The organism is Lentzea kentuckyensis, assembly GCF_002150765.1.
Lineage (GTDB): Bacteria > Actinomycetota > Actinomycetes > Mycobacteriales > Pseudonocardiaceae > Lentzea > Lentzea kentuckyensis.
In genome coordinates, this window is the sequence record NZ_MUYM01000168.1 from 18148 (window position 1) to 36221 (window position 18074).

Here is an 18074-nt window from a genome sequence, read left to right on the forward strand (position 1 = left end):
AAACGCGCGCCGGGGCGTGCTCTGCGGGCCCGAAACTGTCGGTGCTCGCTGGGATAATTGAGTCAAGGGGTCCCCCTTCGCCTGCGAGCAACGTCTGCTCGCTCGACGAGGGGACCTCTGCCTCGGCCTGGGCGTCCGTCGTCGCGGACGCCGCTGCCATCAGGAAGTCATTCACCGACCAGCTCCAAGAACGCGTCTTCCAGCCTGCGTCGCGGACCCGCCTGGTCCACCGCCACACCGGCCGCCACCAGAGCGGACAACGCGGCGGCGCGCGGGACGCCGTTCATCGACGCATGCACGGCGTCCTCGTCCTCGTGCACGTCGTGCACGCCTTCGAGGCCCCGCAGGACATCGGCTGCCTTCGAGGGGGAGTCGACGCGGAACGTCGCCTCGCCGCCTCCCGCCGCGATGTCGGCCACCTCGCCGGCGGCGACGAGCTGGCCCTTGTGCATCACGACCACGTGCGTGCAGGTCTGCTCGACCTCGGCCAGCAGGTGCGACGACACCAGCACCGTGCGGCCTGCCGCGGCGTAGCGGCGCAGGACCTCGCGCATCTGGTGGATCTGGGGCGGGTCGAGACCGTTGGTCGGCTCGTCCAGGATCAGCAGGTCCGGGAGGCCGAGCATGGCCTGCGCGATCGCGAGCCGCTGGCGCATGCCCTGGCTGTACGTGCGCACGCGGCGCTGCACCGCGTCACCGAGGCCCGCGATCTCCAGCGCCTCCTCGATGTGCGCCTCTTCCAGCGGCCTGCCGGTCGCGGCCCAGTACAGGCGCAGGTTCGCGGCGCCGGACAGGTGCGGCAGGAAGCCCGACCCCTCGACGAACGAACCGATGCGCGACAGCACGGGCGCGCCGGGCGTCACCTTGTGGCCGAAGACCCGGATGTGGCCGTCGGACGGGTGGATCAGGCCCATCACCATGCGCAGGGTGGTGGTCTTGCCGGCGCCGTTGGGCCCGAGCAGACCGAGAACCTGGCCGTGCTCCACGCGGAACGACAGGTCCTTCACCGCCGTGAGGCCGCCGGGGTACGACTTGGTCAGGTTCGAGATGACCAGTGGCACCTCGGACAGTTCCGGGTCCGAGTCGTGGGCGAGGCGGCGGCGGAACATCGCGATGACGCCGGCGCCGATCAGCACCAGCAGCGCGATCCCGATGCCCCACAAGGCACTCGTCGGGAAGCCGGTCGTCACGTTGCGGCCCGGCACCACCGGCACCGAGATCTCGTCGGAGGCCAGCGAGATGCGGTACGCGGCGGGCTGTTCGGCGTTCGCGAACGCCTGGTCCGTCGTCGACACCACCAGCGCGAGCTTGTGCTCACTCTCGACAGGGCGCACGGCCGGAGGAAGCGTCACGGTCACCTCGGCGGTGGAACCGTCCGGCGGCAGCGCCACGCGGAACGGTGCGACGGCCGAGCCGGGCAGCACACGCGTGCCGTCCGCCGAAACGTCGTAGAGCTTCGCGAAGAGGATCGCCTCGCCGGACGTCTGGTCGCCGCGCGCGACGCGCAGCCGGACCGTCGACGAACCGGTCAGCAGCACCTGCGAGTCGAGAGCGTCGGAGGTGAACACCGCGGCCTGGCCCGGCAGGTCGATCGACAGCCGCGACGAGATCGCCGACGACCGCGACAGCGCGGAACCGAGGCCCGGCAGGTTGCTGATCGCCGCCGGGTTGCCGCCCGCCGGGTTCACCGCGACCTGCTCGCGTCCGCTCAGCTTCAACGTTTTTCGCTCGGTCGGGGCGCCGGACAGACCTGGGTAGGCGGGTGCCTGGACCGTGCGCAGCGAGGGCTGGCCGGACGAGCGGAACGCGCCCTGCACCGTGTACTCGAAGCCCGTGCCGGGGTCGGTTCCCTTGCCCTGCAAGTGGAACGCCATCCAGTCGGCGATCTCACCGCGCAGCGCGGTACCGGGGTTGCCGCCGTCGTGGCCGCCCGCGTACCAGACCGTCTTCACCTTGCCGCCGGCCGCGGCGATCTGCCGTGCGGTGGCGTCGGACTGGTCGAGGCCGAACAGCGTGTCCGCCTCGCCCTGCACCAGCATCGTCGGCTGCTTGATCTGGTCGGTCACCGCGACCGGGGACGACTTCCGCAGCAGTTCCAGCGTTTTCTGCGACGCGCGGCCCGTCGTGGCGACCTCGGTGTAGGCGGCGCACACCTCGGGGGTGAAGCGGCCGCACGCGCCCATCGACGGCGTGGGCGGCTGGCCCGCCGCGCCCGAGTTCCCACCCGGCTGCTGTTGCCCGGCGGGCTGGTTCGCCTCGGTCTGGCCCATCTCGGGCGCATCGCCCGTGGGTGACGAGAGGTCGATCGAGGTCATGCCCGCCGAGAAGAAGATGCCCGCCCACGAACGCTTGAAGACGCCGTCCTCGCCGAACGCGGTGGCGGCCGGCGTCGCGTCCGAGCGCGGTGTCGCCATCGCCGAGTTCGGCAGCAGCGACTGCGCGAGGTCGTTGTAGGTGATGACAGGAACGAGGGTGTCAACGCGCTTGTCGACGCCCGCGAGCAGCAGTGACAACGCACCGCCGTACGACGCGCCTGTCACACCCACGCGCGGGTCGCCGCCGCTGTCCTTCTGCACCTCGTCTCGTGTGCCGAGGAAGTCGATGAGCTTCTGGGCGTCGCGGACCTCGCGATCGAGGGAGTTCAGCGCGATCTGGCCGGTGCTGCGGCCGAAACCACGCGCGGACCACGTCAGGACGACGAAACCGCGGCGAGCGAACTCCTCGGCCTGCGTGTGCACGCTGCGGAGACTGCCGCCGAAACCGTGCGCGAGCATGATCGCGGGCGCGGGCGTCTGCTGGGGGAGGTAAAGACGCGTCTCGATCGTCACCGTCTGAGCGCTGTCAGGGCTCTCAGGTGCGTCGATGTTCGCTTCTTTGAAGGAAACGGCCACGGGGTCGTCCCCAGATCGAGTGAAGTAGACGCCACCTGCGACAACGGCGAGAACCACGATCAATGCGGGGATCGTCCACCTGCCGCGAAGGCGGGAGAGGCGGGACACGGTGATGACGATATGCGAGTTTTGCTGAGAACGACCTGTCGGGATCCGGTGCCGGTCTCAGCATGAGTGGATCTTCAGCCGAGCTTCAGCTACGGGCGGTTTCAACCCGTACGACACGCTCCGTATTCCCGTTGGTCCTGGTTGCGTGGGTCTGCTCACCCTGTGTGGCGCTAACCGCACTTCGTGGAGCACAATGTTGACGCAGCATGGAGGGGAGTACTCCCTAAGCGGCGGTGTCGTCAGTACGGAGCTCGGCGTGGAGCTCCCGGTGCCGTCGGTCGTTCGAGAGATCATCTCGGCGGCGGAGGAGACCTCCGGGTTCATTTGGCGTGCGCTGAAAATCCCGGAGGTTGGGTTGTGAACGTCCCCGCATGGATGTGGATCGCGACGATCGGTGGTCTGCTCGTTCTGCTCGCCGTCGACCTGGTGATCGTCGATCGAAAGCCCCATGAGGTGACGATCGGTGAAGCCGCCCGCTGGGTGGTCTTCTACGTGGCGATGGCCGCTCTCTTCGGCCTCGGCATCTGGTACTTCTCCGGTGGTCAGTACGCCACCGAGTTCTTCGCCGGGTACATCACCGAGTACTCGCTCAGCGTGGACAACCTGTTCATCTTCTTGATCATCATGACGACCTTCAAGGTGCCTTCGATCCACCAGCACAAGGTGCTGCTGATCGGCATCCTGCTGGCGCTCGTCATGCGCGGCATCTTCATCGCGGCCGGCGCGGCGCTCATCGCGCAGTTCAGCTGGGTCTTCTTCATCTTCGGCGCGTTCCTCATCTACACCGGCTGGCAGCTGGCGCGGGAGAACCACGACGAGGAAGAGGAGTACAAGGAGAACCTGATGCTGCGCATGGTGCGCAAGGTTTTCCCGGTCACCGACGACTTCCACGGCGCCAAGTCGTTCATCAAGATCGACGGCAAGCGCTTCGTGACCCCGATGTTCATCGTGATGGTCGCGATCGGCTCCACCGACCTGCTCTTCGCGCTCGACTCGATCCCCGCGATCTTCGGCCTCACCAAGGAGCCGTTCCTGGTGTTCACGGCCAACGCGTTCGCGCTGATGGGCCTGCGCCAGCTGTACTTCCTGCTCGGTGGCCTGCTGGCGAAGCTGGTCTACCTCTCGATCGGCCTGTCGGTGATCCTCGGCTTCATCGGCGTGAAGCTGATCCTCGAGGCGTTGCACACCAACAACCTGCCGTTCCTCAACGGCGGCGAGCCGTTCCACGTGCCGACGATCGGCATCGAGGTCTCGCTGTCGGTGATCATCGGCGTGCTGGCGATCACCACGATCGCCAGCCTCCTCAAGGTGAAGCGCGACCCGGAGGCCGCGAAGCACGTGGGCGCCAACAACTAAAGGACGTTCACGCCGTTCTGGTAGACGGCGCGGATGGACTGCTTGAGGGTGCCCGCCTTGACGTGCTGTTCGGCGTCACCCTCCACGAGAACGAGATCGGCGAGCTTGCCAGGGGCGAGCTCGCCGAGTTCGTTTCCGAGGCGCATCAGCTCGGCGGCGGACGTCGTCGTCGCGTAGATGGCTTCGGCGGGGGTCATGCCGTACTCGACCATCAGCGTGAGCTCGTTGAGGTTGTCGCCGTGCGGGCCCACGCCGGAGTCGGTACCCATCGCGATCTTCACGCCCGCCTGGTGGGCCTTCTGGAACGCCTGGAAGTGCTGCGCCACAACGGACTTCGCCTTGTCGAGGATGACGTCCGAGATCGCCACGCCGGCCGCGGCCTGGTCGAGCACCATTCGCGGCGCCATCAGCGTCGGCACGAGCCAGGTCCCGTTCTTGAGCATCTCCTCGACGCCCTCGTCGGTGAGGAACACGCCGTGCTCGATGGAGCGCACGCCGTTGCGCACGGCCGTGAGGATGCCGTCGCCGCTCATCGCGTGCGACATGACCGCGATGCCCGCCGCGTTCGCCTCCTGCACGATCATCGCGATCTCCTCGTCGCGGAAGTGCGCGTGCCGGGGGTTGCTGCGCGGTGACAGCACGCCACCGCTGGACGCGATCTTGATGATGTCGGCGCCGTGGCGGACCAGCGTGCGGACGACCTTGCGCAGTTCTTCGGGACCGTCGGCGACGGTGTCCGGCAGGCCGGGGTGCAGCGGCGGTGAGATGTGCGCGCCGCACTGCATCCAGTCGTCGTTGTGGCCGCCGGTCTGCGACACCATGTTGACCGCGATCTGCATGCGCGGCCCCTGGATCAGGCCGCGCCGCACGGCTTCCGCGACCCCGAGGTCGGCGCCGAGCGCGTCGCGGACGGTGGTGATGCCGCACTCGAGCGTGGCTTTCATGTTCCCGATCGCCTCGTAGAACGGCAGCGAGAACGGCGTGTTCAGCGATCGCACCAGGTCGGCGCCGCTGAACATGAAGTGCACGTGGCAGTCGAACAGCCCCGGCAGGACGGTGTGGCCGGTCGCGTCGACGACGACGTCACCGTCGAGTCCGGTGCCCACGTCGACGATCCGGTCGCCCTCGACGACCACGTCGCCGGGCTCCGTCGTCCGGCCGGTGAAGACCCTGCCCCCAGAGAACACGATGCGCGTCATACGCGGAAATCTATGCGGCGAGTCAATTTCTGTGATCCGTCAACAAACAGTTATGAGCGTTGCTAACAAGTTCTGTTAGCGTCCACGCCGTGCGCCCTGAAGACCTGCAGATGCTCACCACGCCCGGCACCGTCGCCGTGTCCGGAGACCTGGTGCTGGTCAGCATCACCACGCCTGACCTGGAAAAGAACACCTACCGGGGCGGACTGCACCGGGTGTTCCCGGACGGCACGACAACGCCGTGGACACACGGTGATCGCGACAATGCGCAGCGCATTTCCCCGGACGGTCGTTTGGTGGCGTTCCTGCGCGTTTCCGGTAAGTCGAAGCCGCAGCTCTACGTCGTTCCCGTGGACGGTGGCGAGCCGCGCCGGTTGACCGATCTGCCGCTGGGCGCCGGTGCCCCGGTGTGGTCACCGGACTCGTCCCGCATCGCGTTCGTGGCCCGCGTGCCCGAGGCGGGCCGCTACGGCACGACCGACGACGGCCCCGAGGCCGAGGCGCCGCGCCGCATCACGCGCCTGGACTACCGCGTCGACGACGTCGGCTTCCTCGCCGACCGCCGCCCGCGCCTGCACGTGGTGTCGCTGGACGGCTCGCTGTCGGAGGTCACCGACGGCTCGTACGACGTCTCCGACCCGGCCTGGCTCGACGACTCGACGCTGGTGTTCGTGGCGCCGCGCGACCTCGGCGCGGTCGAGACCCTGCACTGCGACCTGTACTCCGTGCCGGCCGCCGGTGGCGCCGCGTCGCTGCTCGTGCGCGGCGCGGGCGAGGTCTCGATGCCGTTCGTCGCTCAGTCGTCGCTGTACTGGCTGGGCACCGAGTTCACCGGGATCGAGGCGGTGGCGCGCAACCACGGCCTGTGGCGGTCCGGGTTGGACGGCTCCTCTCCTGTCCGGCTCACCGACGTGGAAACCGTTGACGTGGAACGGCTTTCGGGTCAGCCCGTGGCCGATGCCGAGGGCGTGCTGCTCGTCGTGCGCAACCGCGGCGCGTTGGAGCTGCGGCGGATCCCGTTCGACGGTGGGCCGGGCGAGGTGCTCGCCGGTACGTCGGCGGCGGTGCGTTCGTTCGCCACGGACGGGTCCACTGTGGTCGCTGTGGAGTCCACTCCCGACAGCCCCGGTCAGGTGCTCTTCGTCGAGACCGGTGTGCGCACGGCGTTCTCGTCCGTGTCCGCACGTCAGGTGGTCGAACTGAACGGCTCCGCCTCCGACGGCTACCCGGTGCACGGCTGGCTGGTGCTGCCAGAGGGCGAGGGCCCGCACCCGGTCGTCCTGGCGGTGCACGGCGGCCCGTTCATGTACCACAGCTGGGGATTCTTCGACGAGGCCCAGGTCTACGCCTCGGCCGGTTATGCCGTCGTGCTGCCGAACCCGCGCGGTTCGGCGGGCTACGGCCAGTCCCACGGGCAGGCGGTGATCGGCGGGTTCGGCACCGTGGACGTCGACGACGTGCTGTCCCTTTTGGACGTCGCGCTGGCTCGTCCTGACTGCGACGCCGAGCGCGTCGGTGTGATGGGCGGTTCCTACGGCGGCTTCATGACGTCCTGGCTGTCCGCGCACCACGGCGAGCGTTTCAAGGCGGCCTGGAGCGAGCGCGCCGTGAACGCCTGGGACTCGTTCTCGGGTTCCTCGGACATCGGCTACTTCTTCACCGACGCCTACTGCGGCACCGACCCCGAGGCGCAGCGCGTGATGTCGCCGCTGACCTACGTGGAGAAGATCAACCTGCCGTTCGCCGTCGTGCACTCCGAGCAGGACTGGCGTTGCCCGCTGGAGCAGGCGCAGCGCATGTTCGTGGCGCTGCGGCGGCGCGGGGTCGAGGCGGAGATGCTGATCTTCCCGGGCGAGGGGCACGAGCTGACCCGGTCCGGGCAGCCGCGGCACCGCAGGCAGCGCTTCGACGCGGTGCTGGAGTGGTGGGGCCGCTACCTGTAGACCTGACGGCTGCTCCGGCGGGGGTCGCCGGAGCAGCCGCCGGCCCGGTCAGCTGATCTGGACGCAGGTGGCCTTGTTCTGCCAGTTCACGCCACCGAGCCGCAGGTCCTCGCTCCGGTCGATCCACGTGGACTTCAGACCGCTGTTGGGGCAGTCGGTCGCGTCGAAGAGCCGGACGTCGCACTGGTGGGCGGTCGTCAGCGAGCTCGCGCGGTTGCTCCAGCCCCAGGCGGCCAGGTTGAACTGCCCGTCGATGTCGCTGGTGGACGCCGAGCAGTTGCCGTACCGCCAGAACGTGATGCAGGCACCAGTGCGTCCGGTGCCGTCGAAAAGGGTGAACGCGTCCACCGTGTTCGCCACGTTCCCGACGTTGGTGCACGCCACCGCCGCTGCGGGCGGGGCCGCCGGAGCCGCCTGCGCGCCCGTCGCCCCCGTGATCAGCGCACCGGCGGCGAACGCCAGCGCGACGGCCAGCCCGGCCACCCTGCGCGCCGACCGCGCCCCCTGCTCCTTCGTGATCATCCTCGGCTCCCCTCCTCCTGGCCGCGGCTCCATCGCCGCGGCTCGGAGTGATCCTGGGAGGCCGACCGTGCAGAACCCCTGCACGATTCCTGCTGCAACCTGGTCGGGTCGCTACCTCAAGGGCTGATCAGCTCGGAGTTGATGGTCCGGAGCAGTTGCTCCCGGGGCGGTCCGGGCGGCGGGCGGGTGAGTCCCGCCCAGATCCGTTCGATGCGGTCGTGCAGGTCGCTGTCGGTGTCGAAGACCGAGACCGGGTCGAGCAGACCGATGCGGCCGATGGTCCGGCGCAGCACGTGGTCGTCGTGCGGCGCCGCGGCCAGCGCCGCCGCGAAGGCGAACAGGGGATAGCAGCCGTCGCGGCGGCTGATGTCGACGGGCGTGCCGCTCCAGGCGAGCTTGCGTGCCGCGTCGGTCTCCAGTGCGAACGTGTGGCGTGCGCGGGCTTCCGGGCCGACGTCGGCGAGATAGGCGTCCGTGATGTCCGCCGGTGTCGTGTGCGCGGCGCTGGCTCGGCCCAGTGCCTGTGCGTGCACCAACGCGAACGACAGCCCGTAGGCGAACGCGGGATCGGTGTGGCACAACGCATCCCCAACGGGCACGAGTCCCGGCGCACCGGATCCGGCGGTGCGGTCGATGTTGGCGAGACCTCCCATCGGCATGACGTCGGTGATGGGCCGGGCGTGGTCCGGTGAGGTCATCACGTCCAGCGGGGAGATGGCTCTGGCGGCCGCCATCCACGCGCGGTCGTCCCGCAGCACTCGCAGGTCGTGGTCCGCGGTCGGCACCAGGAAGATCACCGCGAAGGTCCGGTTGTCCCCGCGGAAGGTGTTGAACCCCATGTACCCGAGGTCGCCGCGCGGGTTGAGCAGCCACGGGCCCGTGACGTGCTCGGCGCCGGGGTTGAGCGCGAAGTAGCGGCAGTAGTAGATGGCGCCGCACTCGCTCGGTTCGGCCTGGGCGCGTGGCCAGCCGGGTGGGCAGCGGTACCGGCCGAGCGCGTCGACCACGACGTCCGCTGTGATCTCCTGCCCGTCGTCGAGGTGGAACCCGCTCGCTCCGGGAATCAGGCAGGTGATCTGCCTGCCCGCGACCAGCCTGATGCCGGGCTCGGCCGCCGCGGCGCGCCGGAGCGCCCATTCGACCATCGGGCGCCGCACCCAGAGGTAGACCAGGTCCTCGTCACCCGGCTGCCGCGGCCCCGACAGCTTCTCGGCGACGTCCTGCTCCTCGGCGCCGGCGTCGAGCAGGGTGTCGATGACGTCCGGGGCGAGGTCGCGCAGGATCTTGCGGCCCCGCGGCAGGAAGGTGTGCGGCTGCTGGAAGTGCGGGATGCCCTTGCGCACGACGTCGAACGCGTCCTCGGGGCCGTCCTTGGCCGTCACCCCGTCGCGCTCCACCACGACCGCCGAATGTCCGGCACGAGCCACCGCCAGGCCGGCGGCCAGCCCGGCGACTCCACCCCCGGCGATCGCGAACCGCATCCGTTCAGACTAGGTATGCGGCCGATCGGCCTACCAGGGTCATCAGGCCCTGCTCAGCCCAGCAGCGTGTAGTTGAGCTCCTCGCACACCCGCGCCAGCGGCAGGTCCAGCCCGGGATGGTCGAGCGGCAGCAACACGTCCGGCGCCGCGGGCAGCCCGGAGGCGCCTGGCGGGTCCCACAGGCAGATGGCCGGGTCGCCGGAGTCCATCGACGACCGGTACCAAAGCCCGTCCAGCTCCGGATACGCCGCCCGAATGGCCCGCGACCAGGCCTGCGTCACCAGCTTCGGGCCCGTCGAGATCTCCTGCGAGGCGCCGACACGGGTGGGCCACAGGCCGCCGAGGTCGAGCAGCCTCAACGTCCGGCGAGGGCGCAACACGACGAGGAACGGGCTGCGGGTGCGGCGGTCGACGATCGAGGTGGCCTGGAAGACCTCGGCGATCGACGTGCGCACGGACAGTCCGAAGTAGAGGACGCCGTTCTCGTGGTCCTGGACCGGGCTGCCGTCGTCGGCCGGCTGTTGCGCGTCGAAGCGGGCGTGAGGCAGCGGGCCCGTGTAGCGGAACGTGTTCCAGCGCTGGGGGTGGGAGCCCTTGGCCGTGAACACGCGCACCAGGCGGGTGGCCCGGTGCACCGCCACCACGTCCTCGGTGCGGCGCAGATGTGCTTGCAGCACGGCAGGGGCAGGCGGCTGTGGAAGCCGTGACATTCGGGTCCTGTCGGGTGTTCGGGAGCGCTCAGGCGGGGGTGCCGAGCACGGAGGCCAGGTCGGCGACGCGGCGCGGGTCTCCTCCGGCGAGGAGCCAGTCGCGCGGGGTCGCGGGCTTGCCGTCGACGAGCAGGTCCTCCTGGAGGGTCGTCATGAAGGCGGCGACTACCAGTGCCGGTTGGTCCGACGGGATCTCCGTCAGCACGGTTTCCAGGCCCGGCAGCACGCCGGTGCCCGCGAACTGCCAGGCGGGCAGCCGCCAGCTGCCCCTGTCCTTCCAGCCCACGAGCCTGCCGACGCCGAGCCTGTGCCGGATGCGGCTCGTGTCGACCTGCAGCTGGCGCGCGGCCTCGGCGACGGTCAGCGCCGAGTCGCGGAGCACGGCATGCGCCACGACCGTGCGGGTGCGCGGACGAGCGTCGCCGGGGCCTGCCGGGGACAGGTCCAAGCCGACGTCGGTGAGCGCTGCCTGCTGGTCGGGCGTGAAGTAGGTGGCCGGTTCCGGGTGCGGCGGAGCGAGCCTTCGTGCCGCGTCGGTCACGAGTGCGAGGAACTCGTCGGGGCTCACCTGCAGGCCGGCCTTGGCCAGCACCGTCTCCAGTGCGGGGCTCATGCGCACAGAGTATCCCGTGCGTGCGCATTTGTGCGCCCTGCGAGCGCGTTGACCCTAAACTTTGTGCGGCCTGACCGATGACTTTTCCGCGTCGTGCCGGTCTGTACGCCGAACACGACTACGGAAGGCTGCCACTGTGCGGAAACTGACCTACGGCATGAGCGTGAGCCTGGACGGCTACGTCGCCGCGCCCGGCGACGACCTCGGCTGGGGTGTGCCGAGCGACGAGGTGTTCCAGTGGTGGTCCGACCGCGTGGGGGCGACGGGCCTGGCGCTGTACGGGCGCAGGCTGTGGGAGGCGATGAGCTCCCACTGGCCGACCGCCGACCAGCAGCCGGGTGCCACACCGGCGCAGATCGAGTACGCCGGCCGCTGGCGGGACATGCCGAAGGTGGTGTTCTCCTCGACGACCAGGACGGTCGACTGGAACACCCGCCTGGTCACCGGCGACGCGCTCACCGAGATCATCCGGCTCAGGGCCGGGGACGGCGGCCCGATGGACATCGCCGGTGCCACGCTCGCCGCGGTGGCCATGCGGGCCGGGCTGATCGACGAATACGCGGTCGTCACCCATCCGGTCCTCATAGGTGGCGGCAAGCCGTTCTTCACGGCGTTGGACAACTGGGTGAACCTGACCCTGGTGGAGACCAGGACGTTCCCCGGCGGCGTGGTCCTGACCAGGTACGAGACCAGGCGCTGAGCACCCCGGCCTCGGGCCGGCGCTGGGCTTCGGACCGGTGACGTAGGCCTCATCTGGCACATCGATACCATTTCCCGATGCACCTGGACCGCACCGCCAAGCGGGTCGTGGTGGCGTGGGCCGCCGTCATGGTCGCCACGCTCGCCTACGTCATGATCCGCCCGCCGGGGTGGTCGCTCGACCTGCGCGTCTACCGCAACGGCGGCGATGCGCTGCTCCAGGGCCTGCCTCTCTACGTCGAGGGCTTCGCGAAACCGCTCGGTGGCCCCGACCTGCCCTTCACCTACCCGCCGATCGCCGCGGCGCTGTTCAGCCTGCTCGCGCTGGTGCCGCTCGTCGTCGCCATCTTCGTGGTGGCCGCGGCGAACCTCGCGATGCTCACGGCGTTGTGCCTGATCGCGGCGCAACGCGTGCTCGGCTGGGGCCCGGAGGCCGTGAAGTGGGGTCTGGGCGCGGCGGCGGTGTCGTCGATCTTCGACCCGCTGCGCGAGACGCTGTGGTTCGGCCAGATCAACCTGCTGCTCGGCGTGCTCGTGATGGCCGACTGCCTGCTCGAACGCACCCGGTGGTGGCCGCGCGGCGCGTTGATCGGGCTGGCCGCGGCGATCAAGCTGACGCCGGCGTTCTTCGCGTTGTTCTTCGTGGCGCGGCGCCAGTGGAAGCCCGTGTTCGTGTCCATCGGGTCGTTCTTCTTCTTCGGGCTGGTGGGGTTCCTCATCGCGTTCGGTGACGCGAAGGAGTACTGGACGCACGCGCTGCTCGACCCGAGCCGCGTCGGACGGCTGACCTACGCGTCGAACCAGGCGATCCGCGGCACGCTGGCGCGGTTCGGCCTGGAGAACAGCGCCCAGGTCGGGCTCTGGCTCGTGCTGGCGTTGCTGGTCGTGGCGACCGTGTGGTGGCTCGCCTCGCGGCTGGGCGAGGTCGAGGCGTTCTTCGTGGTGGCGCTGGGTGGTCTGCTGATCTCGCCGGTGTCGTGGGGACACCACTGGATCTGGATCGGGCCCGCGCTAGTGCTGCTGTCGCGCGCGTCGTTGCGCCGCCACTGGGCGCCGTGGGCGATCGTGGCGGTGTTCGCGATCGGGCCGCACTGGCTGTTCCCGCGCGACAACGACGTCGAGCAGAAGTGGGCCTGGTGGCAGCAGGTGATCGGCAACCTCTACGTGTTCGTGGGGGTCGCCGTGCTGGTCACGCTCGTGGTGCGGGTTGCGCGAGACCGGCGTCGAGCCGCTTCAAGCGCAGGCTGAACAGCACCAGCACCACGCCCCACAGGATCGCGAACGCGCCGATCGTGATCACGAACGCCAGCGCGCCCGCGGCCGGGTTGACGATCAGGATGATGCCGAGCAGCACCGTCAGCACGCCGGTGATGACGTAGAACCACTCGTTCCGCATCACCTTGCGCAGGCGGATGGCGTCGACGATCTGCAGCACGCCGGTGACCAGCGCCCACGCCGCGATCAACAGCAGCAGCGCGGTCGCCGTGATGCCCGGCCAGAACAACGCGATCAAGCCCGTGACCAGGCCCAGCGCGCCGATGAGGCCGAGTGCCCAGCGGGCGGGCCACTCCTTGTGGGTCAGCGTCAGGTACAGCATCATCGCGCCGTCGACGAACGCGTAGGCGCCCCACAGGATGATCAGGGCGAGCAGTGTGAGGCCGGGCCAGATCAGTGCGGCCAGGCCGAACAGGACAGCGAACACTCCGCGCACCGTGAAGAGCCACCACCGTTGCATGTCGAGGATGGTCTCCACTGTCGGTGGGGTCGGCAACCTGAGACCCTCGTTCGGTGCTGATCCGGATGGCTGACTGGGAACGGATTCGTTCCGGCGAGGTGACACTGCAGTTCCGCCGGTGGAAGCGGCCGACGGTGCGGGCCGGCGGGACCCTGCGGACCTCGCAGGGCGTGCTGGCGATCGACGCGGTGGACGTCGTGTCGCGGGTGACGCGGGTGGAGGCGAACGCGGCGGGATATCCGACCGTGAAGGCGCTGATGTCCTCAATGGACGGACGTGAGGGCGCACTTCATCGCATCAGCCTGCGTTTCACCGGCGAGGATCCGCGGGCCGAGCTGCGGTCTTCGTCCGATGTGGACGGACTGGAGCTCGCTGAACCGGCGGTGGCGTTGCTGCGGCTGATCGCGGCGAACCCCGGTGTGCGGGCCCAGGACCTGGCTTCGAGCGTGGGCCGCGAGAAGTCGCCGTTCAAGGCGGACGTCCGCAAGCTCAAGGCGAAAGGGCTCACCGAGTCGTTGCGGGTGGGGTATCGCCTCTCCCCGAGGGGAGAGGCGTACCTGCGAACACTGGGTGACTGGGGGTCGCGCGACTAGCCCTGGCCCGTGATGATCGACACCGCCAGGTCCTGCGTCTGCTCGGTGACCTCGCCGACCTGGAAGTTGCGCGCCACCGCGTGCGCCACCAGCTCGGGCTCCGGCGGCAGGCCGTACTTGCGCAGGTAGTGCGGCACGGCGCCGGCCCAGATCCAGGTGCCGTCGGTGCGGAAGTTGAGCGGCACGTCCTGCTCGCCGTTCTGCGAGAACTCGTCGAGGTCGTAGCTGCGCGCGGCAAGTACCACCGGCGCCGACTCGAGGTAGTTCAGCAGTCCGTCCATCAGCTGCGGGTCGACCGGCTGACGGTTCACGAGGATGCGGCCGTCGTCGTTCTTGCCGTCGTACACCCGCGCGGTCCGCAGTTCGTTCGACCCCGCGACCTGGCTCGGCTGGTCCGGCGTGATCACCGGCGGAACCTGGTACTCCTGCTGCGGTGCGGGTTCCGGCTCCGGCGCGGGCAGCGGCGGCAGGCCGACGCGCTGGCGCCACCAGTCCGGGATCTGCCGGTCCGGGCGCGGGAACGTCTGCAGCTCGTCGCGGAAACCGATGGGCGGCGGAGCGTTGCGCCAGCGCGGCTCGTCCTCGGCGTTGAAGTCGACGGTGAACGCCGCGGGCGCCTCGATCTCGTAGGTGGCGCTCAGCCACGTGCCCCGGTCCGGGTGGTACATGCCGCCGCGCAGGTGCCCGAACATCTGCACCACGTCCATCGGCGGCCGCACCGGACGCAGTTGACCGTCCGGTCCCGCGAACGCCAGGTCGACCTCGATGTGCCGGCCCGCGGCGCGGTACTCGGCCCGGATGCGCTGCCAGCCCTGAGGTACGGCCGGCAGCATGGCACGGCCGATCTGCCGCACCAATTGCTGCTGGTCCTGCTCGCTCAGCGGTGTCGCCGGCTGGCTCATGTGGTCCTCGCCCCTCTCCCCGTGCAAAACGCCGCTGATCTTATCGGGCTGCCACCGCACTCGCGGCGGTTGGCGGGGGAGCCGTCGATCTCAGTTGCCGAGCTCGTCCAGCCTGGCGCGCAGCCAGTCCGGCAGAACGTCGGCCGAACCCGCCCTGCGCAGCTCCTCCAGGTACGCCTCGGGAGGCGGCGGAGTGATCCACTGCGGCTCGGCGGTGCGGTCGAACTTCAGGTTTTCCCGGCCGGAGTACTCGACGTCGAGCCGCGCGGTGCACCAGGTGGTCTGCGGGCCTTCCATCGAGGCGCGGAACTCCCGGAACCGCTCGGTCACGGCCTGCGGCGGTGCCCACTGGAACATCCGGCCGGTGAGGTCGCGCACGAGCGCGGTGCACTCGGCGTGGTCCCCGATCTCGCGGAACTGCACCTGGGCGTAGGTCCACCCGGTCGGCGCGGTCTGCTTGACCTGTTGCCCGACGTGCCTGGAGTACATGACGTTGACCGGCACATCGCCCGGTTCCACCCTCGGCAGTTCCACGCCGGGGTTGAGCTCCCGCTGCAGCCAGCGCGGCCGCCAGTTCTCCGCGCGCGGGAAGATCTCCAGGTCCTTCGCCCACACGTCCGGCGAGATCGGCGGGTCCCACACCGGGTCGACCTCGAAGTTGTACTCCGTCTGGGAGTTGCCGGGTGGGTCGATGGTGTACCGGACGGAGAACCAGGTGCCCTTCTCCTCCTCCCACAGCACTTCCCGGAGATCGGAGAACGGCCGGCGCAACTGGTCGGCCGGGAGTTCCCGCTCCCGCACCGACCCGTCCTGGTTCAGCGTCGCGAACTGGTAGTCGTCCACGTTGGCCGCCATCGACACCTTGAGATCGACGCGCGCCCAGTCCGGACCGATGTCCTCGAGCAGCTTGCCGCCGACCCAGCTCAGGATCTTGCCGGCTGTTTCGAAACGCTCGGCCTGGGACGGCCGGGGGTCAGACATTGTCGTGGCTCCTGTAGTGGACGACGGGCTGTCCGGTCACCGGGTGCACCCGTTGATCAATCCAGTAAACACGCTCCGGGGTGAGGCCCGTCGACTCCTGCGACGGGAACACCCGGACGCGAGTGACATCCTCGTTCTGCTTCGTGTGGGCCTCCAGGCGGTCTTTCTCCGCCCGTGCCCAGCTGTTTTCGTAGGGACTCGTCGGGTCCTTCTCCGGCAGCCGGATGTTGTTCTCGTTCCACTTCTGCGGGACCACGCCGAGCGCCTCGTTGATGCCGCCCTCGGCGTGTGCCTGGGTGTGCCCGCCGCGGTACCCGCCGCCGGTGGGGACGTCGTACTCGCCCATCTTGCCCACGGGGGTCTGCACGCCGCCGTAGCGCGGCGGGTGATTCTGCGGGGAGTAGTCCGGTGGGTACGAGACCGTGCCGGCACCGTAGGAGTTGGTGTGGAACGAGCGATCGTCGACCTGGTAGCGGGTCTCCGGGAGCGGAAGACCGTCCGTGGGCCGCACATCGACCGCCCGCCTGGTGTTGGCGTCGCCCAGCTCCGGGTTCTTGTCGGTCCACGTTTCGACGTGCGTGAACTGCGACCTGCCGTCCGCGGTGAGTTCGGGCGAAGTGTAGAAATCGCCGTGCCACTCGCCGGTCGCCGAGTTCGTGACGTGGTAACGCCTGTCGGGTTCGAGATCCGTGCGACGGCTGAACGGCGGACCGCTCGGGTCGTACGTCTCGGTGCGGTAGTTCGCACCGCCCGGCTGGTACTCGGGACCGTTCGGCGCGTTGAAGTTGTCGATGTCGAACTGCGGGTTGCCGTTGGGGTCGGTGTGGAACGTGAACGGCTCGCCGCCCGCGTGGACGCGGTAGTCGACGTCCGGCTGCGTGAAGCTCGCGTCCGGGTTGTCGACGCGGCCGTCGTAGCCGGTGCGGGTGTTGCTGGTGTGCGCGTCGATGGCGATGACGCGCGGCGGGTTGGACCCGTCGGTGTAGACGTGCGTCTGACGGCCGTTCGCGTCCGTGACCTCGTACCTGGTGCGCGGTTCGAGGTCCGGCGTGTGCCGCGGCGGGTCGTAGAACGGCTCGCCGGGGTTGACCGTCCGCGGGTGGGACTGGTCGAACTCCGGTTCCCGCCAGTCGATGTCCTGGTGGGTCGGCGTTTCCCGGTCGCCGGGCCGCGCGGCGCGGTCCTGCGCACCGTCGGCGTCGGTGCCGTCGTGGCGCTGGGTGTCGGGCGCGTAGCCGTCGTCGCCGGTCCGGGTCCTGCTGCCGTCCGGGTGGTGCGTCTCCCACTGGCCGTCCGGTGGGATCCGCGGCTGGCGGGTGCCGTCCGGGTGGACCTCCACGTCACTGGTGAAGACGCGGCCGTTGACGTCGGTCCAGGCGGGCTTGGTCGGCGCCAGCACGGGCGCGTCGAGGTGCCGGGACAACTGCTGGGCGAAGTCGTTGCTACCCGCGTCGCAGCCGATCAGCCGGACGGGCCGGCTGCCGTCGTAACCGCTGCGGCGCAACATGTCCGCGTACTCGGCCGGCGTGTAGTCGTGGCCACCGATGCGCGCCCGGCCGTCCGGGGTGATGTGGACGTCCGCCGTGAAGTAGCGCGGGTCGTTGGGCACCCGGTGCGGCAGATCGCCCATGTCGGCGTCGCCTCCGTGGTGGGAGACACCGGCAGGGGTGGCTTCGGCGTGCCGCGCGTGCGCGTCCTCCGGGGAGGGGCGGTCGGCGGGCGGGGCGTCCGGGTCGTTCGGGTTGTTCGGGTCGCCGTCGTGGGGCTTGTCCGCGTCGTGCGGCTTGTCGCCGTCCGGGCCGTGGTGGGGCGCGTCCGCGTCGGGACGGTTGGGGGTGCCGGCGTCCGGGCGGGTGGTGTCCGGGCTGCGGTGCGGTGCCTGCGCCGTGTCGGTGCTGCGGTGGCGGGCACCATCGGGGTTGTGCGGCCGCGATCCGTCTGGGCGTGTGCCGTCGGGCCGCGAGCCGTCAGGGCGGTTGCCGGGGCCGCTGCCGTCTGGACGGGACGGGCCGTCTGGGCGGTGCGGTGCGTCCGGCCGTGACGGTCCGTTGGGCCCGCCGTGTGGTGCGTCAGGCCGTGACGTGGGTGCGTTGGGACCGCCGTGCGGCGCATTGGGTGCGTGCGGCGCGTTAGGTCCGCTGTGTGGCGTGTTGGGTCCGTGCGGCGCGTTGGGCCCATGTGACGCGTCGGGACGTGACGGTGCGTTGGGTCCGCCGTACGGCGCATCTGGCCGTGACGTGGGTGCGTTGGGTCCGCTGTGTGGCGCGTTAGGTGCGCCGTGCGGTGCGTCCGGCCGTGATGGTGCGTTGGGACCGCTGTGTGGCGTGTTGGGTCCGTGCGG

Annotated in this window: 14 protein-coding genes and 1 pseudogene; 5 read left to right on the forward strand and 10 right to left on the reverse strand. The window is 69.9% G+C overall.

Annotation, left to right across the window (positions count from 1 at the left end; translation table 11 throughout):
• Positions 1–167: 167 nt before the first annotated feature.
• Complete coding sequence (locus B0F77_RS44840; protein ID WP_086669158.1) at positions 168–2999, reverse strand: alpha/beta fold hydrolase; 2832 nt, start codon at positions 2997–2999, stop codon at positions 168–170.
• Positions 3000–3356: 357 nt separating this feature from the next.
• Here B0F77_RS44840 and B0F77_RS44845 point away from each other — a divergent pair, with 357 nt between their 5' ends.
• Positions 3357–4355, forward strand: a complete 999-nt coding sequence (locus B0F77_RS44845) for a TerC family protein (RefSeq protein WP_086669159.1) — start codon at positions 3357–3359, stop codon at positions 4353–4355.
• On the opposite strand, the gene B0F77_RS44850 is transcribed toward B0F77_RS44845, so the two are convergent.
• Entirely contained in the window at positions 4352–5554 is a 1203-nt protein-coding gene (locus B0F77_RS44850; RefSeq protein WP_086669160.1) for a metal-dependent hydrolase family protein, read from the reverse strand. The two genes, B0F77_RS44845 and B0F77_RS44850, sit on opposite strands and share 4 nt — an antisense overlap.
• Positions 5555–5643: 89 nt before the next feature.
• Between B0F77_RS44850 and B0F77_RS44855 the strand changes: the two genes are divergently transcribed.
• Positions 5644–7497 (forward strand): S9 family peptidase, encoded by a 1854-nt coding sequence (locus tag B0F77_RS44855; protein WP_086669161.1) that lies wholly within the window; start codon positions 5644–5646, stop codon positions 7495–7497.
• 48 nt (positions 7498–7545) lie between these two features.
• Here B0F77_RS44855 and B0F77_RS44860 read toward each other — a convergent pair whose 3' ends face one another.
• The 4 genes from B0F77_RS44860 to B0F77_RS44875 all read right to left on the reverse strand — a co-directional run bounded on the left by B0F77_RS44860 (position 7546) and on the right by B0F77_RS44875 (position 10823).
• Positions 7546–8019 carry a hypothetical protein gene (locus tag B0F77_RS44860; RefSeq protein WP_086669162.1) on the reverse strand — a complete coding sequence of 158 codons (474 nt, stop codon included), beginning with the start codon at positions 8017–8019 and terminating at the stop codon, positions 7546–7548.
• Between the two features lie 116 nt (positions 8020–8135).
• On the reverse strand, positions 8136–9500 hold the full coding sequence (locus B0F77_RS44865; protein ID WP_086669163.1) for an FAD-dependent monooxygenase family protein: 1365 nt from the start codon (positions 9498–9500) through the stop codon (positions 8136–8138).
• A 53-nt stretch (positions 9501–9553) separates the two neighbouring features.
• Positions 9554–10210 (reverse strand): RES family NAD+ phosphorylase, encoded by a 657-nt coding sequence (locus B0F77_RS44870; protein ID WP_030466547.1) that lies wholly within the window; start codon positions 10208–10210, stop codon positions 9554–9556.
• 28 nt (positions 10211–10238) lie between these two features.
• Positions 10239–10823: a DNA-binding protein gene (locus tag B0F77_RS44875; protein ID WP_086669164.1), complete on the reverse strand. Its 585-nt coding sequence runs from the start codon at positions 10821–10823 to the stop codon at positions 10239–10241.
• 136 nt (positions 10824–10959) lie between these two features.
• On the opposite strand from B0F77_RS44875, the gene B0F77_RS44880 reads away from it, so the two are divergent.
• Together B0F77_RS44880 and B0F77_RS44885 are read left to right on the forward strand one after the other, a co-directional pair.
• Entirely contained in the window at positions 10960–11523 is a 564-nt protein-coding gene (locus B0F77_RS44880; protein WP_086669165.1) for a dihydrofolate reductase family protein, read from the forward strand.
• A gap of 77 nt (positions 11524–11600) precedes the next feature.
• Positions 11601–12770, forward strand: coding sequence for a glycosyltransferase 87 family protein (locus B0F77_RS44885; RefSeq protein ID WP_086669166.1), 1170 nt, complete (start codon positions 11601–11603; stop codon positions 12768–12770).
• Here B0F77_RS44885 and B0F77_RS44890 read toward each other — a convergent pair.
• Positions 12712–13257 carry an HdeD family acid-resistance protein gene (locus B0F77_RS44890; RefSeq protein WP_086669174.1) on the reverse strand — a complete coding sequence of 182 codons (546 nt, stop codon included), beginning with the start codon at positions 13255–13257 and terminating at the stop codon, positions 12712–12714. The two genes, B0F77_RS44885 and B0F77_RS44890, sit on opposite strands and share 59 nt — an antisense overlap.
• Before the next feature lie 53 nt (positions 13258–13310).
• Between B0F77_RS44890 and B0F77_RS44895 the strand changes: the two genes are divergently transcribed.
• Positions 13311–13850 carry a hypothetical protein gene (locus tag B0F77_RS44895; RefSeq protein WP_245849481.1) on the forward strand — a complete coding sequence of 180 codons (540 nt, stop codon included), beginning with the start codon at positions 13311–13313 and terminating at the stop codon, positions 13848–13850.
• On the opposite strand, the gene B0F77_RS44900 is transcribed toward B0F77_RS44895, so the two are convergent.
• The 3 genes and pseudogenes from B0F77_RS44900 to B0F77_RS48420 all read right to left on the reverse strand — a co-directional run.
• Positions 13847–14752, reverse strand: a complete 906-nt coding sequence (locus B0F77_RS44900; RefSeq protein ID WP_086669167.1) for a hypothetical protein — start codon at positions 14750–14752, stop codon at positions 13847–13849. The genes B0F77_RS44895 and B0F77_RS44900 overlap by 4 nt on opposite strands.
• A gap of 90 nt (positions 14753–14842) precedes the next feature.
• On the reverse strand, positions 14843–15733 hold the full coding sequence (locus tag B0F77_RS44905) for a hypothetical protein (RefSeq protein ID WP_086669168.1): 891 nt from the start codon (positions 15731–15733) through the stop codon (positions 14843–14845).
• Positions 15726–18074: pseudogene (locus tag B0F77_RS48420) on the reverse strand (hypothetical protein); the annotation flags it as partial. The gene B0F77_RS44905 and the pseudogene B0F77_RS48420, both read right to left, overlap by 8 nt.

Excerpts from the sequence above, each read along its gene's own strand:
- B0F77_RS44900 (WP_086669167.1), bottom strand. The coding sequence starts at position 14,752 with ATGAGCCAGCCGGCGACACCGCTGAGCGAGCAGGACCAGCAGCAATTG.
- B0F77_RS44865 (WP_086669163.1), bottom strand. The coding sequence starts at position 9,500 with ATGCGGTTCGCGATCGCCGGGGGTGGAGTCGCCGGGCTGGCCGCCGGC.
- B0F77_RS44885 (WP_086669166.1), top strand. The coding sequence starts at position 11,601 with ATGCACCTGGACCGCACCGCCAAGCGGGTCGTGGTGGCGTGGGCCGCC.
- B0F77_RS44870 (WP_030466547.1), bottom strand. The coding sequence starts at position 10,210 with ATGTCACGGCTTCCACAGCCGCCTGCCCCTGCCGTGCTGCAAGCACAT.
- B0F77_RS44875 (WP_086669164.1), bottom strand. The coding sequence starts at position 10,823 with ATGAGCCCCGCACTGGAGACGGTGCTGGCCAAGGCCGGCCTGCAGGTG.
- B0F77_RS44905 (WP_086669168.1), bottom strand. The coding sequence starts at position 15,733 with ATGTCTGACCCCCGGCCGTCCCAGGCCGAGCGTTTCGAAACAGCCGGC.
- B0F77_RS44890 (WP_086669174.1), bottom strand. The coding sequence starts at position 13,257 with ATGCAACGGTGGTGGCTCTTCACGGTGCGCGGAGTGTTCGCTGTCCTG.
- B0F77_RS44860 (WP_086669162.1), bottom strand. The coding sequence starts at position 8,019 with ATGATCACGAAGGAGCAGGGGGCGCGGTCGGCGCGCAGGGTGGCCGGG.
- B0F77_RS44850 (WP_086669160.1), bottom strand. The coding sequence starts at position 5,554 with ATGACGCGCATCGTGTTCTCTGGGGGCAGGGTCTTCACCGGCCGGACG.